Origin of the sequence: Phyllobacterium sp. LjRoot231, assembly GCF_964253365.1 — a bacterium.
GTDB lineage: Bacteria > Pseudomonadota > Alphaproteobacteria > Rhizobiales > Rhizobiaceae > Phyllobacterium.
Genome location: NZ_CAXUQT020000002.1, coordinates 230,489 through 254,755, shown reverse-complemented (window position 1 = coordinate 254,755; position 24,267 = coordinate 230,489). Strand labels below are relative to the sequence as shown.

The following is a 24,267-nucleotide window of genomic DNA, read 5'->3' as shown; positions in this document are numbered from 1 at the left end:
TCCCCGCTAGGCCCCGGCGTAAGCCGGGGTCTGGTGTCCTCACAAAATCCATAAATTTCAAGGGGAGGTTTCTCCAATGCATATTCATGAGTATCAGGCCAAGGACGTACTCAAGTCCTTTGGCGTGCCTGTCCCGGAAGGCTACCTGGCTGTGGACATCGAAGAGGCCGGTGAAATGGCCGCAAGACTTCCTGGTCCGGTCTTTGTCGTCAAATCGCAAATTCATGCCGGTGGCCGCGGCAAAGGTTCGTTCAAGGAACTGGGCGAAGGTGCAAAAGGCGGCGTCCGCCTTGCACGTTCGATTGCAGAAGTACGCGAATATGCCGCTGAAATGCTCGGCAATACGTTGGTAACAATCCAGACCGGTCCCGCAGGCAAGCAGGTCAACCGCCTCTATGTCGAGGACGGATCGCAGATCGAGAAGGAATTCTACCTCTCGCTTCTCGTCGACCGCGCAACCAGCCGCGTTTCGTTCGTTGTCTCCACCGAAGGCGGCATGGACATAGAAACCATAGCGCACGACACACCGGAAAAGATCCTGACGTTCTCAGTTGATCCGGCAACAGGCATCTTGCCCCATCATGGCCGCGCCGTTGCCAAGGCGCTGGGGCTTGACGGCGATCTCGCCAAACAGGCTCACGCACTCGTCGCAAAGCTCTACACCGCCTTCACTGCCAAAGACATGGAGATGCTCGAGATCAATCCGCTAATCGTCTCGAAGGACGGCCAGCTGAAATGCCTCGACGCCAAGGTCAGCTTCGATTCCAACGCGCTCGCCCGTCATCTCGACATTTTCGAAATGCGGGATGAGACCGAAGAGGATGCCAAGGAGATAGAAGCGTCGAAATATGACCTCTCCTATATCACGCTGGACGGCAGCATCGGCTGCATGGTCAACGGCGCCGGCCTTGCCATGGCGACAATGGACATCATCAAGTTCTACGGCGCAGAACCGGCCAACTTTCTCGATGTCGGCGGTGGCGCCACGGCCGAGAAGGTCGCAGCAGCATTCAAGATCATCACCGCTGATCCGAATGTAAAAGGCATTCTCATCAACATCTTCGGCGGCATCATGCGCTGCGACGTGATCGCGGAAGGCGTGATCACCGCTGTCAAGGAAGTGGGGCTGACGGTCCCGCTCGTCGTTCGCCTCGAAGGCACCAATGTGAATGAGGGCAAGAAGATCATCGCGGCATCGGGGTTGAACGTCATCCCGGCCGATGATCTCGACGATGCCGCCCAGAAGATCGTCAATGCAGTCGGAGGCTTGAACTAATGTCGATACTGATCAACAAGAACACCCGTCTCCTCTGCCAGGGCTTCACCGGCAAGACCGGCACCTTCCACAGCGAACAGGCGATCAAATATGGCACCCGCATGGTTGGCGGTACCTCCCCCGGCAAGGGTGGAACGTCACATCTCGGCCTGCCCGTCTTCGACACGGTGGCGGAAGCACGTGAAGCGACCGGGGCTGACGCCTCGGTTATCTACGTACCGCCTTTCGGCGCGGCAGACGCTATCTGCGAGGCCATCCAGGCGGAAATCCCGCTCATCGTCTGCATCACCGAGGGTATTCCTGTCCTCGACATGCAACGTGTCAAACGTGCATTGAGCGGGTCGAAATCGCGACTGATAGGCCCCAACTGTCCGGGCATCATGACTGTTGATGAATGCAAGATCGGGATCATGCCAGGATCCATCTTCCGGAAAGGCACCGTCGGCATCGTATCGCGCTCGGGCACGCTGACCTATGAGGCAGTGTTCCAGACCTCGCAACAAGGTCTTGGCCAGACAACTGCGGTCGGAATTGGTGGTGATCCTATCAAGGGCACCGAGTTCATCGATGTGCTGGAAATGTTCCTTGCCGACCCGGCGACGCAATCAATCGTAATGATCGGCGAAATCGGCGGTTCGGCCGAAGAAGAAGCCGCGCAGTTCCTTGCGGATGAGGCAAGACGCGGACGCTCCAAGCCAACGGTCGGGTTCATTGCGGGGCGGACAGCACCTCCCGGCCGGCGCATGGGCCATGCCGGTGCCATCATATCCGGCGGCAAAGGCGGCGCGGAAGATAAAATCAGCGCCATGGAAGCGGCTGGCATCCGGATCGCCTCCACGCCGGCCCGTCTCGGCACAACGCTGGTCGAACTGCTGAATGACCGTTCGGAATCTCCACGCCTGTCAGCAACCGGCTGATGGCAGTCCCGGCACCGGATCAAACCGTCATGTCGCTTGAAAAGCGCTGCCGCGAAAGGCTTGCCGCCTTTCGCGCGCGGCTGACCGACGAACCACGCTACAATCCGGTCGCCCAGCTCTCCTTCGAACTGTCGCGTGATCTCGAAGCAGGCACGCTCAGTAGACAGGATTTGACCGGCCTCATCCATTTTCTCGGCAAGGCCAGCTTTCAGGCTCGCGCCCGTGCCCTCGCCGGTTATGTTGGCCCGCTCGATATGGATGAGAATCGCAAGCGTCTGAAGACCGCCATCGAATCCCTGCTCGGCGATACCGGCACATTCGAGGAGGATCTTGCCGCTCTTCGCCGCTGCCAGCTCGGGCTGGTGTTTACAGCACATCCAACCTTTCTTCTGTCTCGCCGTCAGCGCAACATGCTCGCCCGGCTCGCCAATGGCGAAATCATTGAAGACGATGAAACCGGTTTCGGTCCTGATCGCCCGATCACGCTGAATGACGAGCATGAAGCGGTGCTTGTGGCGCTTGACAGAGCCAGCGACGCGATCGCCGAGTTTTCGAGAACGTCGATTGAAATCCTGCGGAAACGTCATGGAGGCAGATGGCGGGAGGCGCAGATCGGTTTCGTCGGCGTCGGCACCTGGGTCGGTTACGATCTGGATGGGCGCACGGATATTGCCTGGATCGACATGTTCCGCTTCAGGCTTGCTGAAAAATCGCGGCAGATTCGTCGTTATGAAGCTTCAATCAACCAGATACTCACAAGGCCCGGCTGCGGATCGGCAACCGAAAGCAGGCTCAGGCAAATGGCCCTGAAGCTGTACCGGCTCCAAGCATGGAACGATCTTGTGCTTGAGGCCTTTTCCCAATCGCCGCTTGATCCCTCGGCGCTGGAGACCGCTTCTGAGATACTGACGGCCAGCTATCCCGACCGGATCGTCAGCACCGCTCCCTTGCTCTCCATGCTGGACGAGGCGATCGCGGATGCCTCTGACGAAATTGCCATAGACTTGCTTACTCTGCGCAGCGAGATGGCGGCGCTCAACTTTGGCGTGGGTGAGGTTCACCTTCGTATCAATGCGACGCAGCTTCACAACGCCATCATGCAGTATTTAGACCTTGATTCCGAAGAACAGATCGGCAGCCGATCCATTCTCGAAAGGCTTGGCGAACTCATCCGCAATGCCGACAAGTACCAGGTCAACTTCGCCTCCCTCGACATCGAGCAAAAAACTGCCCTGCGTCAGTTCCTGCTTGCCGCCCAGATTCTAAAACATGTCGATGGCGATTCCTCCATTCGCCTGTTGATTGCCGAGTGCGAAACCCCGGCAACTGTGCTTGCCGCAATGTGCTTCGCCCGGTTGTTCGGCGTCGATCACAGGCTCGATATATCGCCGCTGTTCGAGACGCCCACAGCGCTGGAGAGTGCGGCCCGCTTCTTCGACGTACTTTTCACCATTCCCGAATATCGTGACATCGTGCGTGTCCGCGGTCGTATAGCAATACAAACCGGCTTTTCCGATTCCGGTCGTTTCATGGGTCAGATTCCGGCGGCTCTCGCCATCGAACGCGTCCAGGGGCAACTGGCGCGCGCGTGCATTCGTCATGAACTCACGGACGTCGAAGTCCTCATTTTCAACACGCATGGCGAATCCGCCGGCCGCGGTGCCCACCAGCGCTCATTTATGGACCGGGCGTTCTATGTGCTTAGCCCATGGATCCGCCACCAATACCGGGACGCTGGCATTGCTTTGAAACATGAGGTGAGTTTTCAAGGCGGCGACGGATATCTCTATTTCGAGACGCCTGAGTTGGCTCTTGCCACGTTGACGAGGCTTGTCGAATGCGAGGTGCCGACGCGCGGCGCGCCCGACGCTGATATGCTCTACGCCAAGACGAGCTTTTCCTTCGACTTCTATCGGCATATCGCGAATTTTCATGATCGTCTTCTGAATGACCGGGCCTATCACAGAACGCTCGGCTCATTTCCACAAGGCCTTCTCAACGAGACCGGTTCGCGCAAATCGCGCCGGCAATTCGATGTCGCTGGCGCCGAAGTCCATCAGGTCAGGAAAATCCGCGCGATCCCCCATAATGCCATCCTGCAGCAACTGGGCTACCCACTGACTGTGGTCTCCGGTTTTGGAAGCGCCGTGCGCGATGACGAGGATCGCTTTGTGGAGGTTTATAAGGGATCGGATCGCCTGCGCCGGCTCACATCTCACGTTTTTGCCACGAAACAGAAGTCGAGCATCAAGGCGCTTGCCGCTTTCGCAACCATTTACGACCCTGCGTTCTGGTCATCGCGGCCCTATGCTGGCGCGGAGCCGCATCTCGCCGCACCTTGTCTATCGATAACCCAGCTCCTTGAAGGCGATGAAAGGGCGACGGCTATAAGCGCGCTGGCGGTCAAGCTAAGGATCGATGCCATCTGGCTTCATCGTATCTTTGACGCGGTCGAATTGCCCGCAGGCAAGCCGCAGGAGCCGGGATATGAGCGCAGCGATATGCTGCATGCCATACGCCTGGCACTGTTACAGCACATCTTCCTGATGGCCGCACGCGTTCCGCGATTTTCAACGCGCAACGATATTTCCCGCGACGACATCATGGAACTGATCTTCAGCCTGCGCATACCGGAAGCCGTCGAACTGCTCCACGGCGCATATCCAGGAAACCCCGTCGACATGAAGAACTATCATCTCAGCGAGCCCTTCACCTATCCCGGAGAACGTCCCTCGAACTATGCCGATCTCAGCGCACGGTTGATCGACCCGATTGCCGATACTTACACCGCCATTCTCGAAGCCGGCGCAGCGCTGGCCCTTGATTTCGGCGCGCACGGCTAATGCAATGGTTGCAAAGACTCGCAAAATGACTTCAAAGGATTACATATGGTATTATACATTCCAAATATACATGGAGACCTGACGTGAGCCCGAGAACCCACATGCGTTGGCCGCTGGCCGATGACGTCACCCCGGACCTCGTCCTTGAGCCTTTTGCGGCCGAGCCGAACTTCAAAACGCGGATCTATGCGACGTTGAAACAGGCCATCGCGAACATGGACATCTATGCTACGTCCGAAGACACCTGGCTCGACGAACGGCAGTTAGCCGACCGGCTCGGCGTTAGCCGGACGCCGATCCGCGAAGCGATCGCGATGCTGGAACAACAGGGGTTTGTGAAGTCCATTCCCCGTCGTGGCATCATGGTCTTGCGCAAGACAAAGCGCGAAGTGATCGAAATGATCCAGGTCTGGGCTGCTCTGGAAGCCATGGCCGCCCGCCTCGTCTCGCTCAATGCCAGCGGCAAGGATATTGCGCGGTTGAGGACGCTCTTCGAAAAGTTCCATGAAGGTCATAAGCCGGCCGACTATCTGGGCGAATATTCCGAAGCCAACCTGCAGTTTCACCAGACCTTGATCCAGATGACGGATTCGAAGATTCTCCGGGAAACCACCGAGAACATTCTCCTCCACGTTCGAGGCATCCGGAAGATCACCATCGGGCGCGACGATCGTGCATCCCAGTCGATCAAGGACCATCTGGCAATCATTGCGGCTTTGGAGAAGCGCGATACGGAGACAGCTGAAAAGCTTTGCCGCGATCATACGCTCGGCCTCGCCGCTTATGTAGAGAAGCACAGCGAAGGCATTCTCGATTGAGAATCTGACTGCTCGCAGGGCCTGATGCAATAAGCAAGCGAGCGGCGTGAACCTCTCACTCATCCATTCCTTAACGGAGATGTCGCGATGACCGGCCTTCCCGAGAGCATGACTGTAATCGCCATCAGCGAACCCGGTGGACCTGAAGTTCTCAAGGCGGAACAGCGCCCCGTCCCCGCCCCTGCGGGAAACGAAATACTCATTCGTGTCGCTGCCGCCGGCGTCAATCGCCCCGATATCTTGCAGCGCGCCGGTAGCTACCCGCCTCCCAAAGGATCCTCCGACCTGCCCGGTCTCGAAGTTGCCGGAGAGGTGGCGGCCGTGGGAACGGACGTGTCGCGGTGGAAGGCGGGAGACAAGGTTTGCGCCCTGACACCGGGTGGGGGTTACGCCGAATACGTGCTTGTCGACGGGTCAAGCGCGCTACCGATCCCGGAAGGGCTCTCCTTCGTTGAAGCGGCCGCCGTACCGGAAACCTTCTTTACCGTCTGGCATAACGTCTTCGAGCTTGGCGCTCTGAAGCCTGGCGAAAGCTTGCTGATCCATGGCGGCGCATCGGGCATCGGCACGACTGCGATCATGCTCGCCAAGGCATTCGGTGCGAAGGTGATCGTTACCGCCGGAACGGACGACAAATGCGCCGCCTGTCGCGATCTCGGTGCGGACAGCGCAATCAATTACCGCACGGCGGATTGGGTGACAGAGGTCAGGGAAGTTACGGATCGGCAAGGCGCCAACGTCATCCTCGACATGGTCGGCGGTCCCTATATCGAGAAAAATTACCAGGCTGCGGCGATCGGCGGTCGGATTGTCAATATAGCATTCCTGCAAGGCTCTCGCGCTGATGTCGATTTTATGCGCCTGATGATGAAGCGCCTGACACACACCGGTTCAACGCTGCGCGCGCAATCTCTCGAAGCAAAAGCGCGGATCGCCGCCGAGGTTGAAGCCAATGTCTGGCCGCTTCTAGCAGCGGGCAAATGCCGGCCACTTATCCACGCACGTTTTCCGTTTACCGAGGCAAGTCAGGCCCACGCATTGATGGAATCCAACGCCAACATCGGCAAGATCGTCCTGACAATCGAAGAGAATCGTTAATCCTCAAAAGCTGGACAGCTTTTGCACAAGATGGAGCGATTCCTACGCGAGAATGGTCGATTCTTATGCAAGAAATGCCGAAAATGACGCGGTTTTTTCAATCGCAGGTTTAAATTTTGGTGTAGTGACGCGAAATTACGTTTCGTGGCAGCGGCCAGTCAGGCAGTCTGCAATTCGGACACAGGGCGTGTGGGAGTATTTGCAGGAGCCGGTTGGTGGAGTCCGCTCTTCATCGGCTTGCCAGCGACGTAGACTTCGGCCACAGACCGGTCGTCTCCCATTGTCTGGAGGATGAACAGTTCCTCGGCCAGCGTTGTAGCAGTGCGCATGCGCAACTCCATTGCCGGTTTGGCACTGCTGTCGAGGACGGTAATATCGGCATCTGCCCCTGCATGCAGCGAGCCAATACGATCCTCAAGACCTAGTGCGCGGGCATTGCCAAGGGTCATCATGTAGTAGGAAGCGAAAGGCGAGAGGCGCTGTCCCTGAACGTGCAAAACCTTGTAAGCCTCGCTCATCGTCTCCAGCATGGAGAAGCTGGTCCCACCGCCGACATCGGTTGCGACCGAAGTGCGGGCACCGAGATTGCGGAAGCGGTCATAATCGAAGAGACCGCTGCCAAGGAAGAGATTGGAAGTCGGGCAGAAGACCGCGACCGACCGAGTCTCAGCGAGGGCCGAGATTTCCCTGTCCGACAGGAAGATGCAGTGGCCGAGCAATGTCTTTGCCCCGAGCAGATCATAGTTCGCATAAATGTCGGTATAATTCTTCGCCGAAGGATAAAGCGACGTTGCGTAGGAAATTTCGTCTTTGTTTTCAGAGAGATGCGTCTGCACGTAGCATTCCGGATGTTCGTGCACCAAAGCGCGGCTCATGTCCATCTGCTCCGGTGTTGAGGTGATGGCGAAACGCGGACTGATCGCGTAGTGAGCACGGCCGCGGCCATGCCACTTGGCGATCAAAGCCTTGGTGTCATCATAGCCGGATTGCGGCGTATCGCACAAAGCATCGGGTGCATTGCGATCCATCATGACCTTGCCGCCGATCATCAGCATGTTGCGCTTTTCGGCGGCGGCAAAATAGGCATCGACACTCTCGCGGTGAACCGAGCAGTAGGCAACCGCCGATGTCGTGCCATTGCGCAGCAGTTCGTCCATGAACCTGCCGGCGATGAAATCGGCATGCGGGCGGGAAGAGAATTTCTGCTCTTCGACAAAAATGTAGGTGTTCAGCCATTCGAGAAGCTGAGCGCCATAGGAGGCGATCGCTTGCGTCTGCGGAAAGTGCAAATGGGTATCGATGAATCCTGGAAGGATCAAATGCGGGCGATGATCCACAATCTCGGCGTGCTGACCGGCGATCGCAGTGAGCGCCCCATATTCGCCCACTTCAATTACCTTGCCGTTCTCGATGAGGACCGCGCCATCCTCGAAATAGCTATAGGCGGATTGATCGTCGATACTCTTTGGTTCATCGACAAAAGTCAGCACGCGGCCACGCAAAAGCAATTTTCTCATTGGATTGTTCCTCCCTGAACTGTAGTCTCGTACCAGCTGGCGAGCAGCCGCCGCTCCTCGTCGGTGATACCGCTCACATTGGCAGGCGGCATTGCATGCGAGCGCCCTGCCTGTAGATAGATCTCGCGGGCATGAGCCGCAATCTGGCTATCGGTTTCGAGCATGACGCCCTTCGGCGGCGCTATGATACCCTCCCAGCCCGGTTCTTTTGCGTGGCACATCGAGCACCGTCCAAGCACGGTGTCGCGAACCGCCGGAAAGGCTTGTGCACTGACAAATGGCTGCTGGACTGCCGAGACTTTGTCTTCCGTGCCCTCACCTGAAAGTATCTTGGGTACTGTCGACAGCCACATGATGATGATGAAGAGGACGGCGGTCACCAGCCAGGTCCAGGTCGGCTCGCCCTTGCGTGCATGACGGGTGTTGAACCAATGGCGGATCGTCACGCCCATCAGGAACACCAGCGAGGCGATGATCCAGTTGTACTTGGTGCCGAACGCCAGAGGGTAATGGTTCGACAACATCAGGAACAGCACGGGCAACGTCAGATAGTTGTTGTGGGTCGAGCGCTGCTTGGCTTGCTTGCCGAGCGCGGGATCTGGTGTCTTTCCGGCAACCAGGTCCGCAACCACCTTCTTCTGGTTGGGGATGATGATCATGAATACGTTGGCGGACATGATGGTCGCGGTGAATGCACCAAGATGCAGGAACGCGGCGCGCCCGGTGAAAAGCTGCGTATAGCCCCATGCCATGCCGACAAGCACGAAATAAAGCAGGACCATCAACCGCGTATCGTTCTTGCCAAGTGGCGACTTGCAAATGAGGTCGTAGACGATCCACCCGCCGAAGATTGACGCCAGCGAGATCGCGATGGCGACAGGACGGGAAACATCCAGCACATGCGGATCGATCAAATAGAGGTCTGCGCCCGCATAATAGACGATACAGAGCAAGGCAAAGCCCGACAGCCAGGTTGCGTAGGATTCCCACTTGAACCAGGTCAGATGTTCGGGCATCTGCTCGGGCGCAACCAGATATTTCTGGAGATGGTAGAAGCCGCCGCCGTGAACCTGCCACTCCTCGCCATGGGCTCCAGCTGGAAGACCGGGACGTTGACGTAGACCGAGGTCGAGCGCGACGAAATAGAAGGACGAGCCGATCCAGGCAATGCCGGTGATCACATGCAACCAGCGAACAGCGAAGTTCATCCAATCCCAGGCAATAGCGAATTCGTACATGCAGCTCTCCCATTTATTATGGGGAGTATGTGCCAAAGCCTATGCTTATGTGAAACACCCTAATAGACCCATCTCTTTCAAAAAAATCTTTAAAATGCTAGACCACCAGACAGTGTAAGGCTTCGGGCGAAAACCATGTCGTACCTTGATAACCTTCGTGTTTTCGTTCGCGTCGTCGAACTCGGAAACCTCTCTGCTGCCGGTCGCGATCAACGCGCTTCTCCGGCCGTCGCCAGCAATCGTATCAAGGAACTGGAGCGCCATCTCGGTGTGCGCCTCTTCAATCGCACGACACGCAAACTTACGCCCACCGAGCACGGCCGGGTTTTCTACGAGGGCGCGGTCAAGATTATCGAGGCCATCAACGAGGCCGAAGCCGCGATTGCCGATCTATCGAAGAAACCGAAAGGCGCGATCCGCATTACCGCTCCGCTCGGCATCGGTCGGCGCCTGATTGCATCCGGCATTCCCGAGTTTCACGATAAATATCCGGACATCGAAGTGCGGCTGAGATTATCGGACCACAACGTCGATATCATGAGTGAAGGCGTTGATGTTGCCTTCAAGCTTGGCATTCTCGAAGATTCCAATCTGCGCATGCGCGGCATCATGAATTGTGAAAGGATAATCTGCGCATCGCCAGATTATCTGGAAAGGCGCGGTACACCGGTAACACCCGATGATCTGATAGCCGAACATCACGATTGCCTGCTTCTGCGCTATCCCGGTTCCAAGGAATATTTCTGGACGCTGCAGACGCCGGAAGGAACCCGCAAGCTCGAAGTCAGCGGTCCTTATGATTCCGATGATGGCGATGTGCTGACACAATGGGCGCTTGAGGGTCGCGGCATCATCAACAAGCCCCTCTTCGAGGTCAAAAGCTATCTGAATGAGGGGGCGCTGCAGGCAATCCTCACGGATACGCCGCCCGCCAGTATTCAACTTGCTGCGATCTATCCGCACAAGCGGTTTCAGGATCCGAAGGTGCGGCTGATGATCGATTTCATGACGGAACGCTGCCAACGCCTAGTCAGCGAAATGTTGAAATAGGTTCAGGCCACAACGCGCTTGCGTTCCTTGACTACAATCGCTTTCGGAACTCGATAATTGAGCGCCGACGTCATGATTTCTGCGGCTGCCAGCGCTGCGATAACGGTTGGTCGCTTGTCCTTCACGGCAGTTCCACCCACCGGACAGACGAGTCTATCGAAAATCTCCGGACGGCCAACCTCACGCGTCAGCCAGTTGCGAAACGTCGCCCGTTTTGTCTTCGAACCGATCATGCCGACATAGGACGCATCTGTCCTGGCGAGAGCTTCGGCGGTAATCAGGAAGTCAAGCGCGTGGTCATGGGTCAGGATGACGAAGGCACTTCCAGCGGGCGCATCGCGGACAACTGCTTCTGGCATGGCCGTAAGGCAGGTCTCAATGCCAGGCACCTGCGTGGCGGAAAGTTCATTTTCGCGCGTATCGACCAATATGATCCGCAACGGCACCAGCGACAGCGCCATGGCCAGTGCATCGCCGACATGGCCGGCACCGAAGACGTAGACATGCGGACGCTGGGCAATCTCAAGATCGACCTTCTCGATCAACGTCATGGCTACACCTCGATCAACTCGTTTGAAACCGAGCGCGACACGACCACCGCAGCATTGGCCGATCTCCGGGCCGAGCGGTACGGTCATTTCCTCAGTGTGGGCTCCGTTGTTGAGTGCCCTGCGCGCGTGATCGATCGCCATGAATTCGAGCTGTCCTCCACCGATCGTGCCGAAGATACGATCCGCGGCCACAAGCATCCAGGCTCCGGCTTCACGCGGCGTGGACCCGTCAGCAGTCTTCACTTCGACGAGAACGACCTGGTTCCGCCGATTGAGAAAATCCCTGATGTCCTCGCGGTTCGGCATGGGCACTCACCCCCTCGTCGCTTCTCTCAACCGCTCAATCGCCATCAGCACACGCTCCGGCGTGGCGGGGGCATCTAGGCGGGGCGAGATGCGATAATCGGCAACGCTTGCAACGGCCATGGAGAGAGCCTCGAGCAGCGAGATCGCCAGCATGAAGGGTGGTTCGCCCACTGCCTTGGAGCGGCGGATCGTCTCCTCCCGATTGACCGACCAGCTGGCAAGGTTGACGTTGAACTGGCGCGGCCGATCCGATGCGAGCGGGATCTTGTAGGTCGACGGTGCATGTGTGCGCAGCCGGCCTTGGGCATCCCACCAGAGTTCTTCAGTCGTCAGCCAGCCCATACCCTGCACGAAGGCACCTTCCACTTGACCAAGATCGAGTGCCGGGTTCAGGGACTTGCCGACATCGTGCAGGATATCTGTGCGATCGACCTGATATTCGCCGGTCAGCGCATCAATGCTCACTTCGGACACGGAAGCACCATAGGCGAAGTAATAGAAAGGACGACCCCTGCCCTCCGCCCGGCTCCAATGGATCTTGGGTGTTTTGTAGAATCCTGCCGCCGAAAGCTGTACGCGGGCGCCATAGGCGGATCTGATTAGTTCCGGAAACGGAATGAGCCGATCACCAACCCGAACGATGTTCGGTTCGAAAACAACCTGCTCTTGTCCGACGCCATATTGTTCGACGGCAAACTGGACCAGACGTGCCTTGATCTGCTGGGCAGCGTTAGCTGCGGCCATGCCATTGAGATCAGAGCCGGAAGACGCAGCGGTAGCAGAGGTATTCGGTACCTTTGCGGTTGTCGTCGCCGTCACCTTGATACGGTCGAGATCAACCTGGAATTCATCGGCAACGACCTGCGCCACTTTGGTATAGAGACCCTGCCCCATCTCGGTGCCGCCATGGTTGAGATGGATCGAACCGTCCGTGTAGACGTGAACGAGTGCACCGGCCTGGTTGTACTCTGTCTTGGTGAAGGAAATACCGAACTTCACCGGCGTCAGCGCTATACCACGCTTGATGATCCGGCTATGGCGATTGAAGTTGATAATCGCCTCACGCCGCGCCGCGTATTCAGACGACTCTTCAAGCTCCGCAATGATTTGCGGGATGATATTGTCTTCGACTGTCTGATGATACGGCGTAAGATTGCGGCCTTCGCCGCCATAGAAATTCGCCTTGCGGATTTCCAGCGGATCCTTGCCAAGCGCATAGGCGATTTCCTCAATCATGCGTTCGCCACCGACCATACCTTGTGGCCCGCCGAAACCGCGAAAGGCGGTGTTGGAAACGGTATTGGTCTTCAACGGCCGCGATCTCAGCCTCACATTCGGATAGAAATAACAGTTGTCGGCGTGGAACAATGCACGGTCCGTCACCGGGCCGGAGAGGTCGGCAGAAAAACCGCAACGTGCCGAAAATGTGGCGTCGACCGCTTCAATGCGGCCTCCATCGTCAAAGCCGAGGTCATAGGCCACATGAAAGTCGTGGCGCTTTCCCGTTGCAACCATATCGTCGTCGCGGTCGGGCCGGATCTTCACCGCCCGGCGATATTTCTTGGCAGCAATCGCTGCGACCGCCGCAAAGAGATTGGCCTGCGTTTCCTTGCCGCCGAAGCCGCCACCCATCCGCCGCACATTGACCGTTACGGCATTGGATGGAACGCCGAGAACATGGCCAACCATGTGCTGCGTTTCGCTCGGGTGCTGGGTCGACGAATACACTGTCACCTCATCGTCCTCGCCGGGGATGGCAAAGGCGATATGACCTTCCAGATAGAAGTGATCCTGACCGCCTATGCGCATCTCGCCGCTCAGTCGGTTCTTTGCGCCGGCAAGACCGCTAGCAATGTCGCCGCGCTCAAGCTTCAGTGGATCGATGACAAGGGGATAGTTAGCTTTTTCTGCCTCCAGAACGTCAATGACGTGGTCAAGATCACGATACTCGATCTTGACCTTCGATGCTGCCTGACGCGCAATCTGCCGGGTTTCGGCAACCACCGCGAAAATCGGTTGGCCGTGGAATTCAACCTTGCCGACGGCAAAGACTGGATCGTCATGTTTCCCGGCTGGACTGACGTCGTTATGGCCGGGAATATCGTCAACCGTCAGGATGCCGATAACACCGGCACAAGCTTTGACGGCTTCAAAGTCGACGGACACGATTTCTGCGTGTGCGCGTTGCGACAGGCCGAGATATGCATGCAGCGTATCGGACGGCTCCGGCATGTCATCAATATACTCGGCCGTGCCCGAGACATGCTTGTGACCGGATTCATGCGGCTGTTTTTCGTGAACGCCGCCGCGAATGCGGGTAATCGGCTGAATTGAGTTCATTGCGCACTCCTCACCCAAATACCGCTTCGTAGCGGTTCAACCGGACATGCTTCTCGCCGCCTGTTTCGAGATAGAAGCGGCGCAGCAGGTTCTTCGCCACCAGCAGGCGGTAGTCTGCGGAGGCTCGCCAATCGGTCAGCGGCGTGAAATCATCGGGAAATGCGGCTATCGCCTTTTCAATGGCCCCTTCATCCCAGACGGCGCCGGTCAAAGCCTGTTCGACGGTCCCGGCGCGCTTGGGCGTGCCTGCCATGCCGCCAAACGCGATGACGGCACTTTCCACCCCGCCCCGTATGTCCAAAGCGATCCGGAATGCGCCGCAGACTGACGAAATGTCTTCGTCCAGGCGCTTGGAAATCTTGTAGACGCCGTAAAGATCGTCAGTGCCGAGATATGGGATTTGGATTGCTTCGACGAATTCCCCGGGCGACCGGTCCTGCTTTCCATATTCAATAAAATAATTCTCGATCGGGACCGATCGCCTGGTTTTGCCCTTGCGCAACAGAACGATCGCGCCAAGACCAATCAGGGCTGGAGGCGTGTCACCAATCGGCGAGCCATTAGCGACATTGCCGCCGATCGTTCCCATATTGCGAACCTGCTCCCCGCCGATGCGGTTCCACAGTTCGGTCATTTGGGGAAAATGGCGGATGATAACCGGATAGGCGTCCGTGTAACTGACACCCGCACCAAGCGTCAGACCCTCCTCGCCTTCCCTGATCTGGCGCAGTTCATCCAGATGCGAAAGGAAAACGACCGGCCCAATCTCGCGCATGAACTTCGTCACCCAGAGCCCGACATCGGTCGAACCTGCAACGATGGTCGCGCCTGGATTGTTTTCCAGCACGTCCGCGAAATCATCGACATTGGCAGGTAGTATGAGCTGCTGCTTGCCCTCACCGACGACAACACGCTTGCCGTCCTTCAGTGCAAGCAGTTGCTCCGTCACGCGCATCCGTTCAGCAACCAGCGGATCCTTCTTCAGATCACCCACCGCCGAAACGCGCTCGGCTGCACGGATGATGGCAGCGTAACCGGTGCAGCGGCAAAGATTGCCCTGGAGCGCTTTCTCGATCTCCTGGATGTTCGCTTGCGGATTCTGCATCCACAACCCGTAGAGCGACATGACAAACCCCGGCGTGCAGAACCCGCACTGCGAAGCATGCGTGTCGACCATGGCCTGCTGAACCGGATGCAACGTTCCGTCTATCCCGGCGAGCGCTTCGACCGTGACGACATGACAGCCATCGAGCGAACCGACAAAGCGGATGCAGGCATTCACCGATTCATATTTGAGCTGGCCGTTGAACAACCGGCCAACGAGAACCGTGCAGGCACCGCAATCGCCCTCTGCGCAACCTTCCTTGGTGCCGCGCAGTTTGCGGTCGAGCCGGAGAAAATCTAGAAGTGTCTCTGTCGGGGAAACATCCTTCCGCTCGATGAGCTTGTCGTTGAGTAGAAACCGGACGCTGTTGCGGACCTGGATATCCATGTGAAATCAGCTCCCGCGATAGGTTGAATAGCCAAAGGGGGCAACGAGTAGCGGCACGTGGTAGTGCACATTCTCGTCATCGATACCGAAGCGGATCGGGACCACGTCAAGAAACGGCGTCTGACCATTTGCCGACTGACTGCCGAAATACTCACCTACATGAAAGCGAAGTTCGTAAGCGCCCGAGCGCATATCCGCTCCCGTCATCAGTGGATTGTTGCAGCGTCCGTCTTCGTTGGTGCGTGTGCTGTGCAACGGCATAAGGCGCTCGCCATCGACACGAAAGAGATCGACGCGCAACTTAGCAGCAGGCTTGCCGCTGGCCGTGTCGAGCACATGGGTCGTCAGGCGACCGGCTGCTTCGTTGTGAAGGCTCATGAGTGTTCCTCCCTCCCGTGGAGTACTTTCAATTTCCATCGCTCAATTTGCCCGTCGACGCAGTTCCCGGGTAGGCAGCCGTTGATTGCAGGACTTTCAAATTTTTATGGGGGAATGCATCGCGCATTATTTGATTATTCAGGGATGGAACAGACGTTTGAGGAGGGGCCACATTGGCGAGATATCCCCGCGACATGCATGGCTACGGCGCGAACCCGCCGCAGGCCAATTGGCCAGATAACGCGCGCATCGCTGTGCAATTTGTCGTCAATTACGAAGAAGGCGGCGAGAACTGTGTGTTGCATGGCGATGCGGCATCCGAAGCATTCCTTTCGGAGATTGTCGGCGCGCAGGCCTGGCCTGGTCAGCGACACTGGAATATGGAGTCGATCTACGAATATGGCGCCCGGGCCGGGTTCTGGCGGCTGCATCGCCTTCTCACAATAAAGAACGTGCCGGTCACGGTCTATGGCGTTGCGACGGCCCTGCAGCGCTCGCCTGCGCAAGTCCGCGCTATGCTGGACGCAGGCTGGGAGATCGCATCCCACGGCCTGAAGTGGGTCGACTACAAGGATTACAGCCCGGAAGCCGAGCGTGAACACATGCTCGAAGCGATCCGCATTCATACTGCCGTCACCGGCGAACGTCCGCGCGGCTGGTACACCGGCCGTTGTTCGATGAATACGGTCGATATCGTCAGCGAGGAAGGCGGCTTCGACTACGTTTCCGATTCCTACGCCGATGACCTGCCCTATTGGCACGAGCATGCAGGTAGACATCAGCTTGTCATCCCTTACACGCTCGATGCCAACGACATGCGGTTCGCCACCCCGCAAGGGTTCAACTCAGGTGATCAGTTCTTCTCCTATCTGAAGGACAGTTTCGACACTCTTTATGCCGAAGGCGAAGCCGGTTCGCCTAAGATGATGAGCATTGGCTTGCACTGCCGCCTTGCCGGCCGGCCGGGGCGCGTTGCGGCCCTCGCCCGTTTCATCGACTATGTGCAAGGCCACGAAAAGGTCTGGCTAGCCCGCCGCATCGATATTGCGCAGCACTGGGCAATCAACCACCCTTACGGGCAGCAAGGCGCTCGACCTTCAGCTCTTGATGAAGAGGCATTTGTCGATCGCTTCGGCGGTGTATTCGAACATTCCGACTGGATAGCGAGGCGCGTCTATGCCTCCGAACTTTCGCCAGCGCATGACACCGCTATTGGGCTTCATTCCGCACTTACAATCGCTTTTCGCAGCGCTTCCCAAGATGAACGCCTCGGCGTGTTGAATGCGCACCCCGATCTTGCCGGCAAACTGGCGCAAGCCAAGCGGCTGACGGAAAGCTCGGCGCTGGAACAAGCTTCCGCCGGTCTCGATGCGTTGACCGACAACGAGCGGGAACAGTTCACCGCGCTCAACGCGCGGTATGTCGAGACTTTTGGCTTTCCGTTCATCATCGCTGTCAAAGAACACAGCAAGGATGAAATCCTTTCCGCCTTCAAGACCCGGATCGCCAACAATCGCCAGACCGAATTCAACACTGCATGCCGAGAGGTGGAGAGGATCGCCCTTCTCCGGCTTCAGGACATGTTGCCAAACTGAGGAATGAAAATGTCAAACACAAATGAAGATGTCCCCGCATTCGCGCGCAACTCGATCAACCTCGCATCGGCTGGACTCGGTGCAAAGCCGATCTTTGCGACAGACGAGTTCTTTGCTCCACTGGAGCGTATGCTGAGTGACGAGCCAGCGATTTTCTATCCTGAGAAATTCGACGACAACGGCAAGTGGATGGATGGATGGGAAACGCGCCGACGCCGCAGCACAGGACACGATCATGCAATTGTGCGGTTGGCAGCGCCAGGAACAATCTCCGGTTTCGATGTCGATACGGCGCATTTCACCGGAAACTATCCTCCCGCCTGCCGGATTGAGGCATGTAATTCCGCAGGTGAGCCCGACGGTACGACAGAGTGGACCGAAGTGCTCGGCCTCAATCGATTGGGGCCAAGCGCGCATCACTTTTTTACCTGCTCGTCCAAGGCCGTATGGAGCCATGTCCGCCTGCACATCCATCCGGATGGCGGCGTTGCGCGCTTGCGCGTCTATGGCCAACCGTCGCTGGATACCAGTTCTATCGGTGGTGAAGTTGTAGATCTTGCCTCATCCCTTTTGGGCGGCCGCGTCGTCGCGATGTCGAACGCCCATTATGGTTTTCAACGCCTTCTCGCGCCGGGTCGAGGCATCAATATGGGCGACGGTTGGGAAACCCGCCGGCGGCGGGAGCCGGGTAATGACTGGATCATCATAAAGCTTGCGGCGCGCGGCATTATCGAAAGCGCAATTGTCGATACGGCCCACTTCAAGGGCAACTATCCGGATGCCTGTTCCATCCAGGTCGCCGATCTAGGCGATGCTGGTGAGAGTCTTGATGAGCTGGTTGTGGCGTCGTCCATGTTCTGGGAAGAAATCCTGCCTGTGCAAAAACTTTCGGCGGACAACGTTCATGAATATGGCGGCAACCAGATCAAACAGAATGGCTCCGTGACGCACGCACGCTTCAACATCTATCCGGACGGCGGTGTCAGCCGGCTTCGCCTGTTCGGCAAGCTCGCTCGGGGATAATCCATGCGCGAAATCATCATTCAACCTCTGACCCGGGAGGCGTTTTCGCCTTTCGGGGATGTCATCGAGATGGAAGGCGCACACAGCTTTCCCATCAATCATGGCATGTGCATGCGTTATCATGATCTGGCCAAGGTTGAGACGGCGGGGGAGAATGCCCGTACCTTGATCAGCCTGTTGCGCGGCAAACCTTACGAACTGCCACTCAAACTTGAAATGGTCGAACGCCATCCCTTCGGGAGCCAGGCATTCGTGCCGCTTTCGCAGAATCCGTTTTTGGTAGTCGTAGCCCACGAAACACGCGATGGCCCCGGCGAGCCCATTGCGTTCCAAACAGCTCCGGGGCAAGGCGTCAACATTCACCGTAATGTGTGGCACGGCATTTTGACACCGCTCAATCGTGTATCCGATTTTGTCGTCATCGATCGTGGCGGCGATGGCATCAACCTGCAAGAACACTTCTACAGCGAACCATTTCTTGTCCGCTGATTCGATGAACTCAGTTCAGGGGGATTGAGTTCTCGCCCTTCCCAGATTGATAACGCTCCGATAGTTCCCCGTATTTTTCGCTGATCGCTGCTGTGCGGCGTTGCAACCGCTGCCGATCCCGCTCGGGCAAGCCAGCAATCAGTTTGTGGATGGAGTAGCTCTTCCAGAAGGCGTTCTGCTCGTTGTAGCCGCCCGGCTCGAGAGTGAAAACCTCCTTGAGGATTTTGAGGTCGTGCGGGATTGCGAATGCATCGCGCGAATCTTCGTGGCTGAAGAAGTAGTAGAAATTGTCAAAACCCGCCCAGGTGATGGCCGAAAGGCACATGGAACAAGGTTCGTGGGTGGACAGGAAAATCAGCTCGCGCGGATCGGGACGCGTGTCCTCCGCCATCTCGTAGAACCGCTTCAACGTATGAACCTCGCCGTGCCATAGCGGATTTTCAGTCTCATTGTTGGTCTCGGCCAGCACGAGCGAGAAATCTGATTTGCGTAGCAACGCTGCACCGAAAATCTTGTTTCCGGCGGCTACGCCTATCTCGGTCTTCGGGATAATCCGATGCTCGATCGTATCCAGCAGCACTTCAATCAGATTAGTCTTCATACTTTGCTGCTTCATCGGTGGCCTTCTACAGATTCGATGTCTGAAAATAGCAATGGTGCGGATGCGGCGCAATCGACGCATCCGCACCGGATTATGACGTCAGGCGGGAAATAGCGCGAACCTTATTATGAAGAGGGCAGCCACAAGCCATGTCGCCGGGTGCACAACACCTGCCTTGCCCGTGAAAGTCTTCAGCACAACATAACTGATGAAACCGAAGGCAAGGCCGTTAGCTATCGAGTATGTGAACGGGATCATCAATGCGGTCAGAGCGGCCGGGGTCGACTCTGTGACATCACTCCATTCGATATCAACAAGTTCATGCATCATCAAACCCGCGACGTAAAGCAAGGCCGGCGCCGTCGCATAGCCCGGGACAGCTGCAGCCAACGGAGAAATGAACAGTGCCGCCAGAAACAGGACGGCAATGGTCAATGCGGTCAATCCTGTGCGCCCGCCGGCCTGAACGCCAGATGCGCTTTCGACATAGGCAGTCGTGCTGCTGGTTCCGAGCAATGAGCCAGCCACGATAGCCGTGCTGTCGGCGAACAATGCGCGGCCAAGATTATTCGGCTTTCCCTCTTCGATCAGCCCAGCGCGCTTGCTGACGCCGATCAAGGTTCCCGTCGCGTCAAAGACTTCGACGAGCACGAATACGAGGATGACCTGAAGAAGCCCAGTGTGCAAAGCACCCATGATATCAAGCTGGAAGAAGGTTGGTGCCAGACTTGGCGGCGCTGAAAATACGCCCTGGAACTCGCTCGCACCAAGGATCATCGACAGGACAGTTACAACCAGAATGCCGATCAGGATGGCCCCGCGTACCTTGAGCGCATCGAGGGCGGCAATGACGAAGAAGCCCAGCATCGCAAGCAAGGCCCCCGTACTCCCAAGATGGCCCAAACCGACGAATGTCGCGGGATTGGCCACTACGATGCCCGAATTTTTCAACGCAATGAATGCAAGGAAGAGGCCGATACCCGCCGCGATCGCACTGCGCAGCGATTTGGGAATGCCTGCTACGAGCCGGCGGCGTACTCCGGTTACCGTCAGCAGCAGAAAGATACAGCCCGAAATGAACACGGCTCCAAGCGCTTGCTGCCAGGAAAAGCCCATGGCAGCAACGACGGTGAAAGCGAAGAAAGCGTTGAGGCCCATACCTGGCGCCATACCGATGGGCCAATTGGCAACCAGCGCCATAACGCCCGAACCGAGCGCCGCGGCGATACAGGTCGCGACAAACACAGCATTGCGATCCATGCCCGTGGAGGACAAAATTTCTGGATTGACGAAAATGATATACGACATCGTCAGGAACGTCGTCAGTCCCGCTAACACTTCCGTACGAACCGATGTGTTGTGGTCGCTAAGCTTGAAAAGCTTTTCGAGCATAATTCCTCCCTTGGCAAACGCCTAAGTCTCCGGTTGCCTTGCAAGCGCTGGACGCGTCAATGCAGGCTGCCTCTTTTGAGTTTTCGGTAATTCTCCGATCAAGAGATGACAGGCGCACACTCCTCCGCATGCCTGCCGCTCCTCAGTGTCGCCACCGTAATTGCAATTGTGCGTCTTTCGCTTCGGCGATACTAGGCGTCTATTCCGCATTCATATGCGAAACACCTTCAATATTTTCTTGAGTTAGAAGAAAAGAATTTGCCGGTTCACCGCGTTGCTACGATGAAGATACGGGGAAATGGCAAGAGCACTATTCCGTCATCCATCGGCTCGTAGGATTGAGCCAAACGTTGCTTATACTTGTCAAGGAAGCCCGCGCGTTCTTCCTCGTTCAGCAAAGAAAGATATGGACGCAAGCCTGAACCCTTGAACCATTCGATGATGCCATCCAGCCCTTGCAGCGGATGATTATAGGTCGTGCGCCAAATGTCGACACGGTGGCAATGGGGCCGTAGCAATCGATAGTAAAATGACGCAGTGCCTATCTCGCTACGGGTGGCGTTGGCTTGCGTTACCCTTGCAGCCCAGCGTTCGTCAGCCGCAACTTCCCGCATAGCCACATGTGTCGCCTCCTCCAGATTGTCCGGCATCTGTATCGCCAGAGAACCACCGGCACCCAGGAAACCCATCAGCCGCGGGAAAAGCCGGTCGTGGTCAGGGAGCCACTGCATGACGGCATTGGCGTAGAGAAGGTCGGCATTCTTGTGCGGCGTCCATGTGTCGACATGAGCTGTTGCGAATTCGCACCCCGGCAGCCGCTCCTTTGCCTTTGCGGTCATATCCGCAGAAGAATCGATCCCCAGGACTTCAGCATACGGATATCGCTTTACAATCAGTTCGGTGGAATTGCCCGGGCCACATCCGAGGTCTACCGCAAATTTCACATCCTGATTGGGAACGGCAGAAAGCAGGTCATTTGCCGGGCGGGTACGCTCGTCCTCGAATTTGAGATACTGCCCCGGCGACCAATCCGACTTTCTCATATGCGACTCATGCTCCTGTCACTCGTCAAGCATTAACATGCCTATTGCGATGACAGGGCTTAATATTGCACCGCTCTTTATGAGTACAGCTATTCTATTGAATTCTTCGGATAATATCCGACGCGATCGTCTTGACGATATTTTCAGGCGTAAGGATGCTGGCTTTGCTTTCCTGAACCTCCTTTTCGGGAGGTTGAGCAGTAAAATCCATGGTATTGGTTTCGTCCGGGAAAAACGCGGGACCAACGGTCCTTACATTTCGTTGCGATGTCTCGTTTTCATCGGCATCTCCCTGAGCGGGTTCTTCGGACAAGGCATCAACATCTGGCTCCCCGGTCTCTTTCACCGCAGATATGGCGGTCTCAGACTGGAAAACGGGCGTTTCCGGCACTGCAGCCGTTATGTCGGCTTGAGCATGGCACGTGCAGCCTGGCACGGCTTTAACTCCCGCTGTGCGGTAGTTGAATGCATTTGGTAACTCGCTATAGGGCTTCTTGTTGGCGACGGATATCATTGCATCCGATTCCTGTTCCGGCACTGCATGATAGTATAATTTCGCGTTCCCGGCCGGACACATCGCACTGCAAGCATTCTGATCGCGCGCAAAATATTTGGGCTTGGTCGAGAACGAAATCGGGAAATAGTATCCATCGCATGTACGCACGCAAATGGTTCGATAACCCTTTTTGACGATTCCGTTAACGCTCGGCTCGGTCCCTTCATATGTCGCTGCAAGCATTTCCGGAGCTGCGGTTGAACTTCTGCGCATATTGTCACGTTCATCCGGCAACCCTCTGACAATCACTTTGGAAGAAGGCTTATCCTCCTCAGTCCGCGTACCGAACAGGACTTCCAGCAGAGTCTTGCGACGGATATTGGATGAATCATTGTTTCCGCTTAACGATGCCGTTCTGTCATTGCAGCCTTTGGCCTCCAACGAGGCCAGAATCTGCTGGCGCGAAGGCTGCGACGCACCGGATCTGTCACTCGCGTTTTGAAGCTTTGCGAGTCTGGCGGACATTGCGTCAATGGTTCGGGCATAATTTTTGCAAAGCGCAGGGTCACCACGCGAAAACAGGAAGCCGCCGCAGCCTTCCTTGCTTGCCTTCGCTCGCATCTGTTGCAACTGCAGAGCCTGTTGCTGGGCGCCACGGTTATATTTGAGTGAACTGTTTCCGCTATTTGACACAGTCACCAATTGTCGTTTCAGCGCCGTGCAAACAGCGGAGTCGGCGTAAGCCTTGCCGAGAGTGACGGGACCGACCGCCAGTACTAGTCCAGCTACAACCGATAGTTGAAATATGGAAATCACCCGCATTGCCCCGCATCCTCCAAGATGCTGCTCCACAAGGAAGAGGGTTTGATCGCGCCAATCGCAGGAGAAAAGGCCAATACCCTGGCAAGTTCACCAGATCGCACTATTCCGGAATTAGCGACACCTCCATTATCAGACTAGTACATTGTTGCATTCGGCGTAATCCTAATTAATTATTTATCATATTAATATTAATAACGATTGCGTGATGCGGGAACCGTGGAATTTTCAGTAAAAGTGATAATTTTATGTGTTTTCCTGATTTCCGTATCAAATTATACTCGTGTGCATCCACGCAATCCGTACGATGCATGTATCAGAAAAACTAACGGTGTTTCGTTGGCAGTATTTCTCTTTTACACGAACAATGTTACAGAAATTTATCAATTATTTCGTTCATTGCAGAAGTAATTCCCGATATTTTGAAGGAGACCCACTCGACAACACTTTTAAAATCGCATTTATTGCGATCAGAAATCGTGTGCGTAGGCGATTAAAAACCCGGAGCTGAGGCAGGTGCACAAGAAGCTGGTATCAGTAATTTTAATTAGTATCGGACTGTTAGCCTGGCCGGCATATGCATTAGCGGATGTCGGTTATACAACCGGAAGCGTCAATCTTCGCACCGGCCCCGGAACAGGTTACACTCGCGTCGCGACCTTGGCGGCAGGTACTCGCGTCAATATTCTGGCATGTCAGCCGAACTGGTGTCGCGTCGGAAATCAAGGCGTTCGAGGATGGCTTTCCGCCAATTATCTCCAGCCGGCGGGAATTGTACGACCGAGAGTCGGAGTTGTGGTTCGCCCGACGATCATCGTCCGACCGCCCTATGGTTATGGACATCGTCCTTATCACAGGCCGCACCGTCCGCGATCCAATTGCAAAATAGCACCCGGGTTTTCTTGCAGGTAATCGCGTAATATTTTTTGACCCGGTGTCGGGAAAAGCCATACTGGATCGTCTTCACGTAAGAAGGAACGATCCA

20 protein-coding genes are annotated in these 24,267 nt (G+C 56.4%); 10 read left to right on the top strand and 10 right to left on the bottom strand.

Features of this window, described 5'->3' with window-relative positions:
• The first annotated feature begins 76 nt into the window (after positions 1-76).
• From sucC to ACSQ3H_RS24820, 5 genes are all read left to right on the top strand, one after another.
• Positions 77-1,276 carry an ADP-forming succinate--CoA ligase subunit beta gene (gene sucC / locus ACSQ3H_RS24840; RefSeq protein ID WP_436119788.1) on the top strand — a complete coding sequence of 400 codons (1,200 nt, stop codon included), beginning with the start codon at positions 77-79 and terminating at the stop codon, positions 1,274-1,276.
• Positions 1,276-2,193 carry a succinate--CoA ligase subunit alpha gene (gene sucD, locus ACSQ3H_RS24835; protein WP_436119787.1) on the top strand — a complete coding sequence of 306 codons (918 nt, stop codon included), beginning with the start codon at positions 1,276-1,278 and terminating at the stop codon, positions 2,191-2,193. Before sucC ends, sucD begins: the two co-directional genes overlap by 1 nt.
• Positions 2,193-5,036 carry a phosphoenolpyruvate carboxylase gene (locus tag ACSQ3H_RS24830; protein ID WP_436119786.1) on the top strand — a complete coding sequence of 948 codons (2,844 nt, stop codon included), beginning with the start codon at positions 2,193-2,195 and terminating at the stop codon, positions 5,034-5,036. The genes sucD and ACSQ3H_RS24830 overlap by 1 nt, the downstream gene beginning before the upstream one ends.
• A gap of 101 nt (positions 5,037-5,137) precedes the next feature.
• Positions 5,138-5,854 (top strand): GntR family transcriptional regulator, encoded by a 717-nt coding sequence (locus ACSQ3H_RS24825; protein WP_436119997.1) that lies wholly within the window; start codon positions 5,138-5,140, stop codon positions 5,852-5,854.
• An 87-nt stretch (positions 5,855-5,941) separates the two neighbouring features.
• The gene (locus ACSQ3H_RS24820) at positions 5,942-6,952 is read left to right on the top strand and encodes an NAD(P)H-quinone oxidoreductase (protein ID WP_436119785.1); all 1,011 of its coding nucleotides are present in this window, start codon (positions 5,942-5,944) and stop codon (positions 6,950-6,952) included.
• Between the two features lie 158 nt (positions 6,953-7,110).
• On the opposite strand, the gene guaD is transcribed toward ACSQ3H_RS24820, so the two are convergent.
• The gene (gene guaD, locus ACSQ3H_RS24815; RefSeq protein WP_436119784.1) at positions 7,111-8,469 is read right to left on the bottom strand and encodes a guanine deaminase; all 1,359 of its coding nucleotides are present in this window, start codon (positions 8,467-8,469) and stop codon (positions 7,111-7,113) included.
• Positions 8,466-9,707, bottom strand: a complete 1,242-nt coding sequence (locus ACSQ3H_RS24810; RefSeq protein ID WP_436119783.1) for a urate hydroxylase PuuD — start codon at positions 9,705-9,707, stop codon at positions 8,466-8,468. Before ACSQ3H_RS24810 ends, guaD begins: the two co-directional genes overlap by 4 nt.
• Before the next feature lie 135 nt (positions 9,708-9,842).
• On the opposite strand from ACSQ3H_RS24810, the gene ACSQ3H_RS24805 reads away from it, so the two are divergent.
• Positions 9,843-10,757, top strand: a complete 915-nt coding sequence (locus ACSQ3H_RS24805; RefSeq protein ID WP_436119782.1) for a LysR family transcriptional regulator — start codon at positions 9,843-9,845, stop codon at positions 10,755-10,757.
• Positions 10,758-10,759: 2 nt separating this feature from the next.
• Here the strand turns inward: ACSQ3H_RS24805 and xdhC are convergent, their stop codons facing one another.
• The 4 genes from xdhC to uraH are packed head-to-tail and all read right to left on the bottom strand — an operon-like array spanning position 10,760 to position 15,824.
• Positions 10,760-11,614 carry a xanthine dehydrogenase accessory protein XdhC gene (xdhC, locus tag ACSQ3H_RS24800; RefSeq protein ID WP_436119781.1) on the bottom strand — a complete coding sequence of 285 codons (855 nt, stop codon included), beginning with the start codon at positions 11,612-11,614 and terminating at the stop codon, positions 10,760-10,762.
• 6 nt (positions 11,615-11,620) lie between these two features.
• Positions 11,621-13,954, bottom strand: coding sequence for a xanthine dehydrogenase molybdopterin binding subunit (xdhB, locus tag ACSQ3H_RS24795; RefSeq protein WP_436119780.1), 2,334 nt, complete (start codon positions 13,952-13,954; stop codon positions 11,621-11,623).
• A 10-nt stretch (positions 13,955-13,964) separates the two neighbouring features.
• Complete coding sequence (xdhA, locus tag ACSQ3H_RS24790) at positions 13,965-15,446, bottom strand: xanthine dehydrogenase small subunit (protein ID WP_436119779.1); 1,482 nt, start codon at positions 15,444-15,446, stop codon at positions 13,965-13,967.
• Positions 15,447-15,452: 6 nt separating this feature from the next.
• The gene (uraH, locus tag ACSQ3H_RS24785; protein ID WP_436119778.1) at positions 15,453-15,824 is read right to left on the bottom strand and encodes a hydroxyisourate hydrolase; all 372 of its coding nucleotides are present in this window, start codon (positions 15,822-15,824) and stop codon (positions 15,453-15,455) included.
• Positions 15,825-16,018: 194 nt separating this feature from the next.
• On the opposite strand from uraH, the gene puuE reads away from it, so the two are divergent.
• Genes puuE through ACSQ3H_RS24770 form a run of 3 tightly spaced genes read left to right on the top strand, consistent with a single transcriptional unit; the run spans position 16,019 to position 18,931 of the window.
• On the top strand, positions 16,019-17,419 hold the full coding sequence (gene puuE / locus ACSQ3H_RS24780) for an allantoinase PuuE (protein WP_436119996.1): 1,401 nt from the start codon (positions 16,019-16,021) through the stop codon (positions 17,417-17,419).
• 9 nt (positions 17,420-17,428) lie between these two features.
• Positions 17,429-18,442, top strand: a complete 1,014-nt coding sequence (gene alc / locus ACSQ3H_RS24775; protein WP_436119777.1) for an allantoicase — start codon at positions 17,429-17,431, stop codon at positions 18,440-18,442.
• A 3-nt stretch (positions 18,443-18,445) separates the two neighbouring features.
• Positions 18,446-18,931, top strand: a complete 486-nt coding sequence (locus ACSQ3H_RS24770) for an ureidoglycolate lyase (RefSeq protein WP_436119776.1) — start codon at positions 18,446-18,448, stop codon at positions 18,929-18,931.
• Positions 18,932-18,941: 10 nt separating this feature from the next.
• Here the strand turns inward: ACSQ3H_RS24770 and ACSQ3H_RS24765 are convergent, their stop codons facing one another.
• The 4 genes from ACSQ3H_RS24765 to ACSQ3H_RS24750 all read right to left on the bottom strand — a co-directional run bounded on the left by ACSQ3H_RS24765 (position 18,942) and on the right by ACSQ3H_RS24750 (position 23,285).
• Positions 18,942-19,547: a deaminase gene (locus ACSQ3H_RS24765; RefSeq protein WP_436119995.1), complete on the bottom strand. Its 606-nt coding sequence runs from the start codon at positions 19,545-19,547 to the stop codon at positions 18,942-18,944.
• 84 nt (positions 19,548-19,631) lie between these two features.
• On the bottom strand, positions 19,632-20,924 hold the full coding sequence (locus ACSQ3H_RS24760) for an NCS2 family permease (protein WP_436119775.1): 1,293 nt from the start codon (positions 20,922-20,924) through the stop codon (positions 19,632-19,634).
• Between the two features lie 266 nt (positions 20,925-21,190).
• Positions 21,191-21,967, bottom strand: coding sequence for a trans-aconitate 2-methyltransferase (tam, locus tag ACSQ3H_RS24755; protein ID WP_436119774.1), 777 nt, complete (start codon positions 21,965-21,967; stop codon positions 21,191-21,193).
• A gap of 94 nt (positions 21,968-22,061) precedes the next feature.
• Positions 22,062-23,285, bottom strand: coding sequence for a DUF2865 domain-containing protein (locus ACSQ3H_RS24750; protein ID WP_436119773.1), 1,224 nt, complete (start codon positions 23,283-23,285; stop codon positions 22,062-22,064).
• Positions 23,286-23,798: 513 nt separating this feature from the next.
• Between ACSQ3H_RS24750 and ACSQ3H_RS24745 the strand changes: the two genes are divergently transcribed.
• Positions 23,799-24,194: an SH3 domain-containing protein gene (locus tag ACSQ3H_RS24745; protein WP_436119772.1), complete on the top strand. Its 396-nt coding sequence runs from the start codon at positions 23,799-23,801 to the stop codon at positions 24,192-24,194.
• Positions 24,195-24,267: the final 73 nt, after the last annotated feature.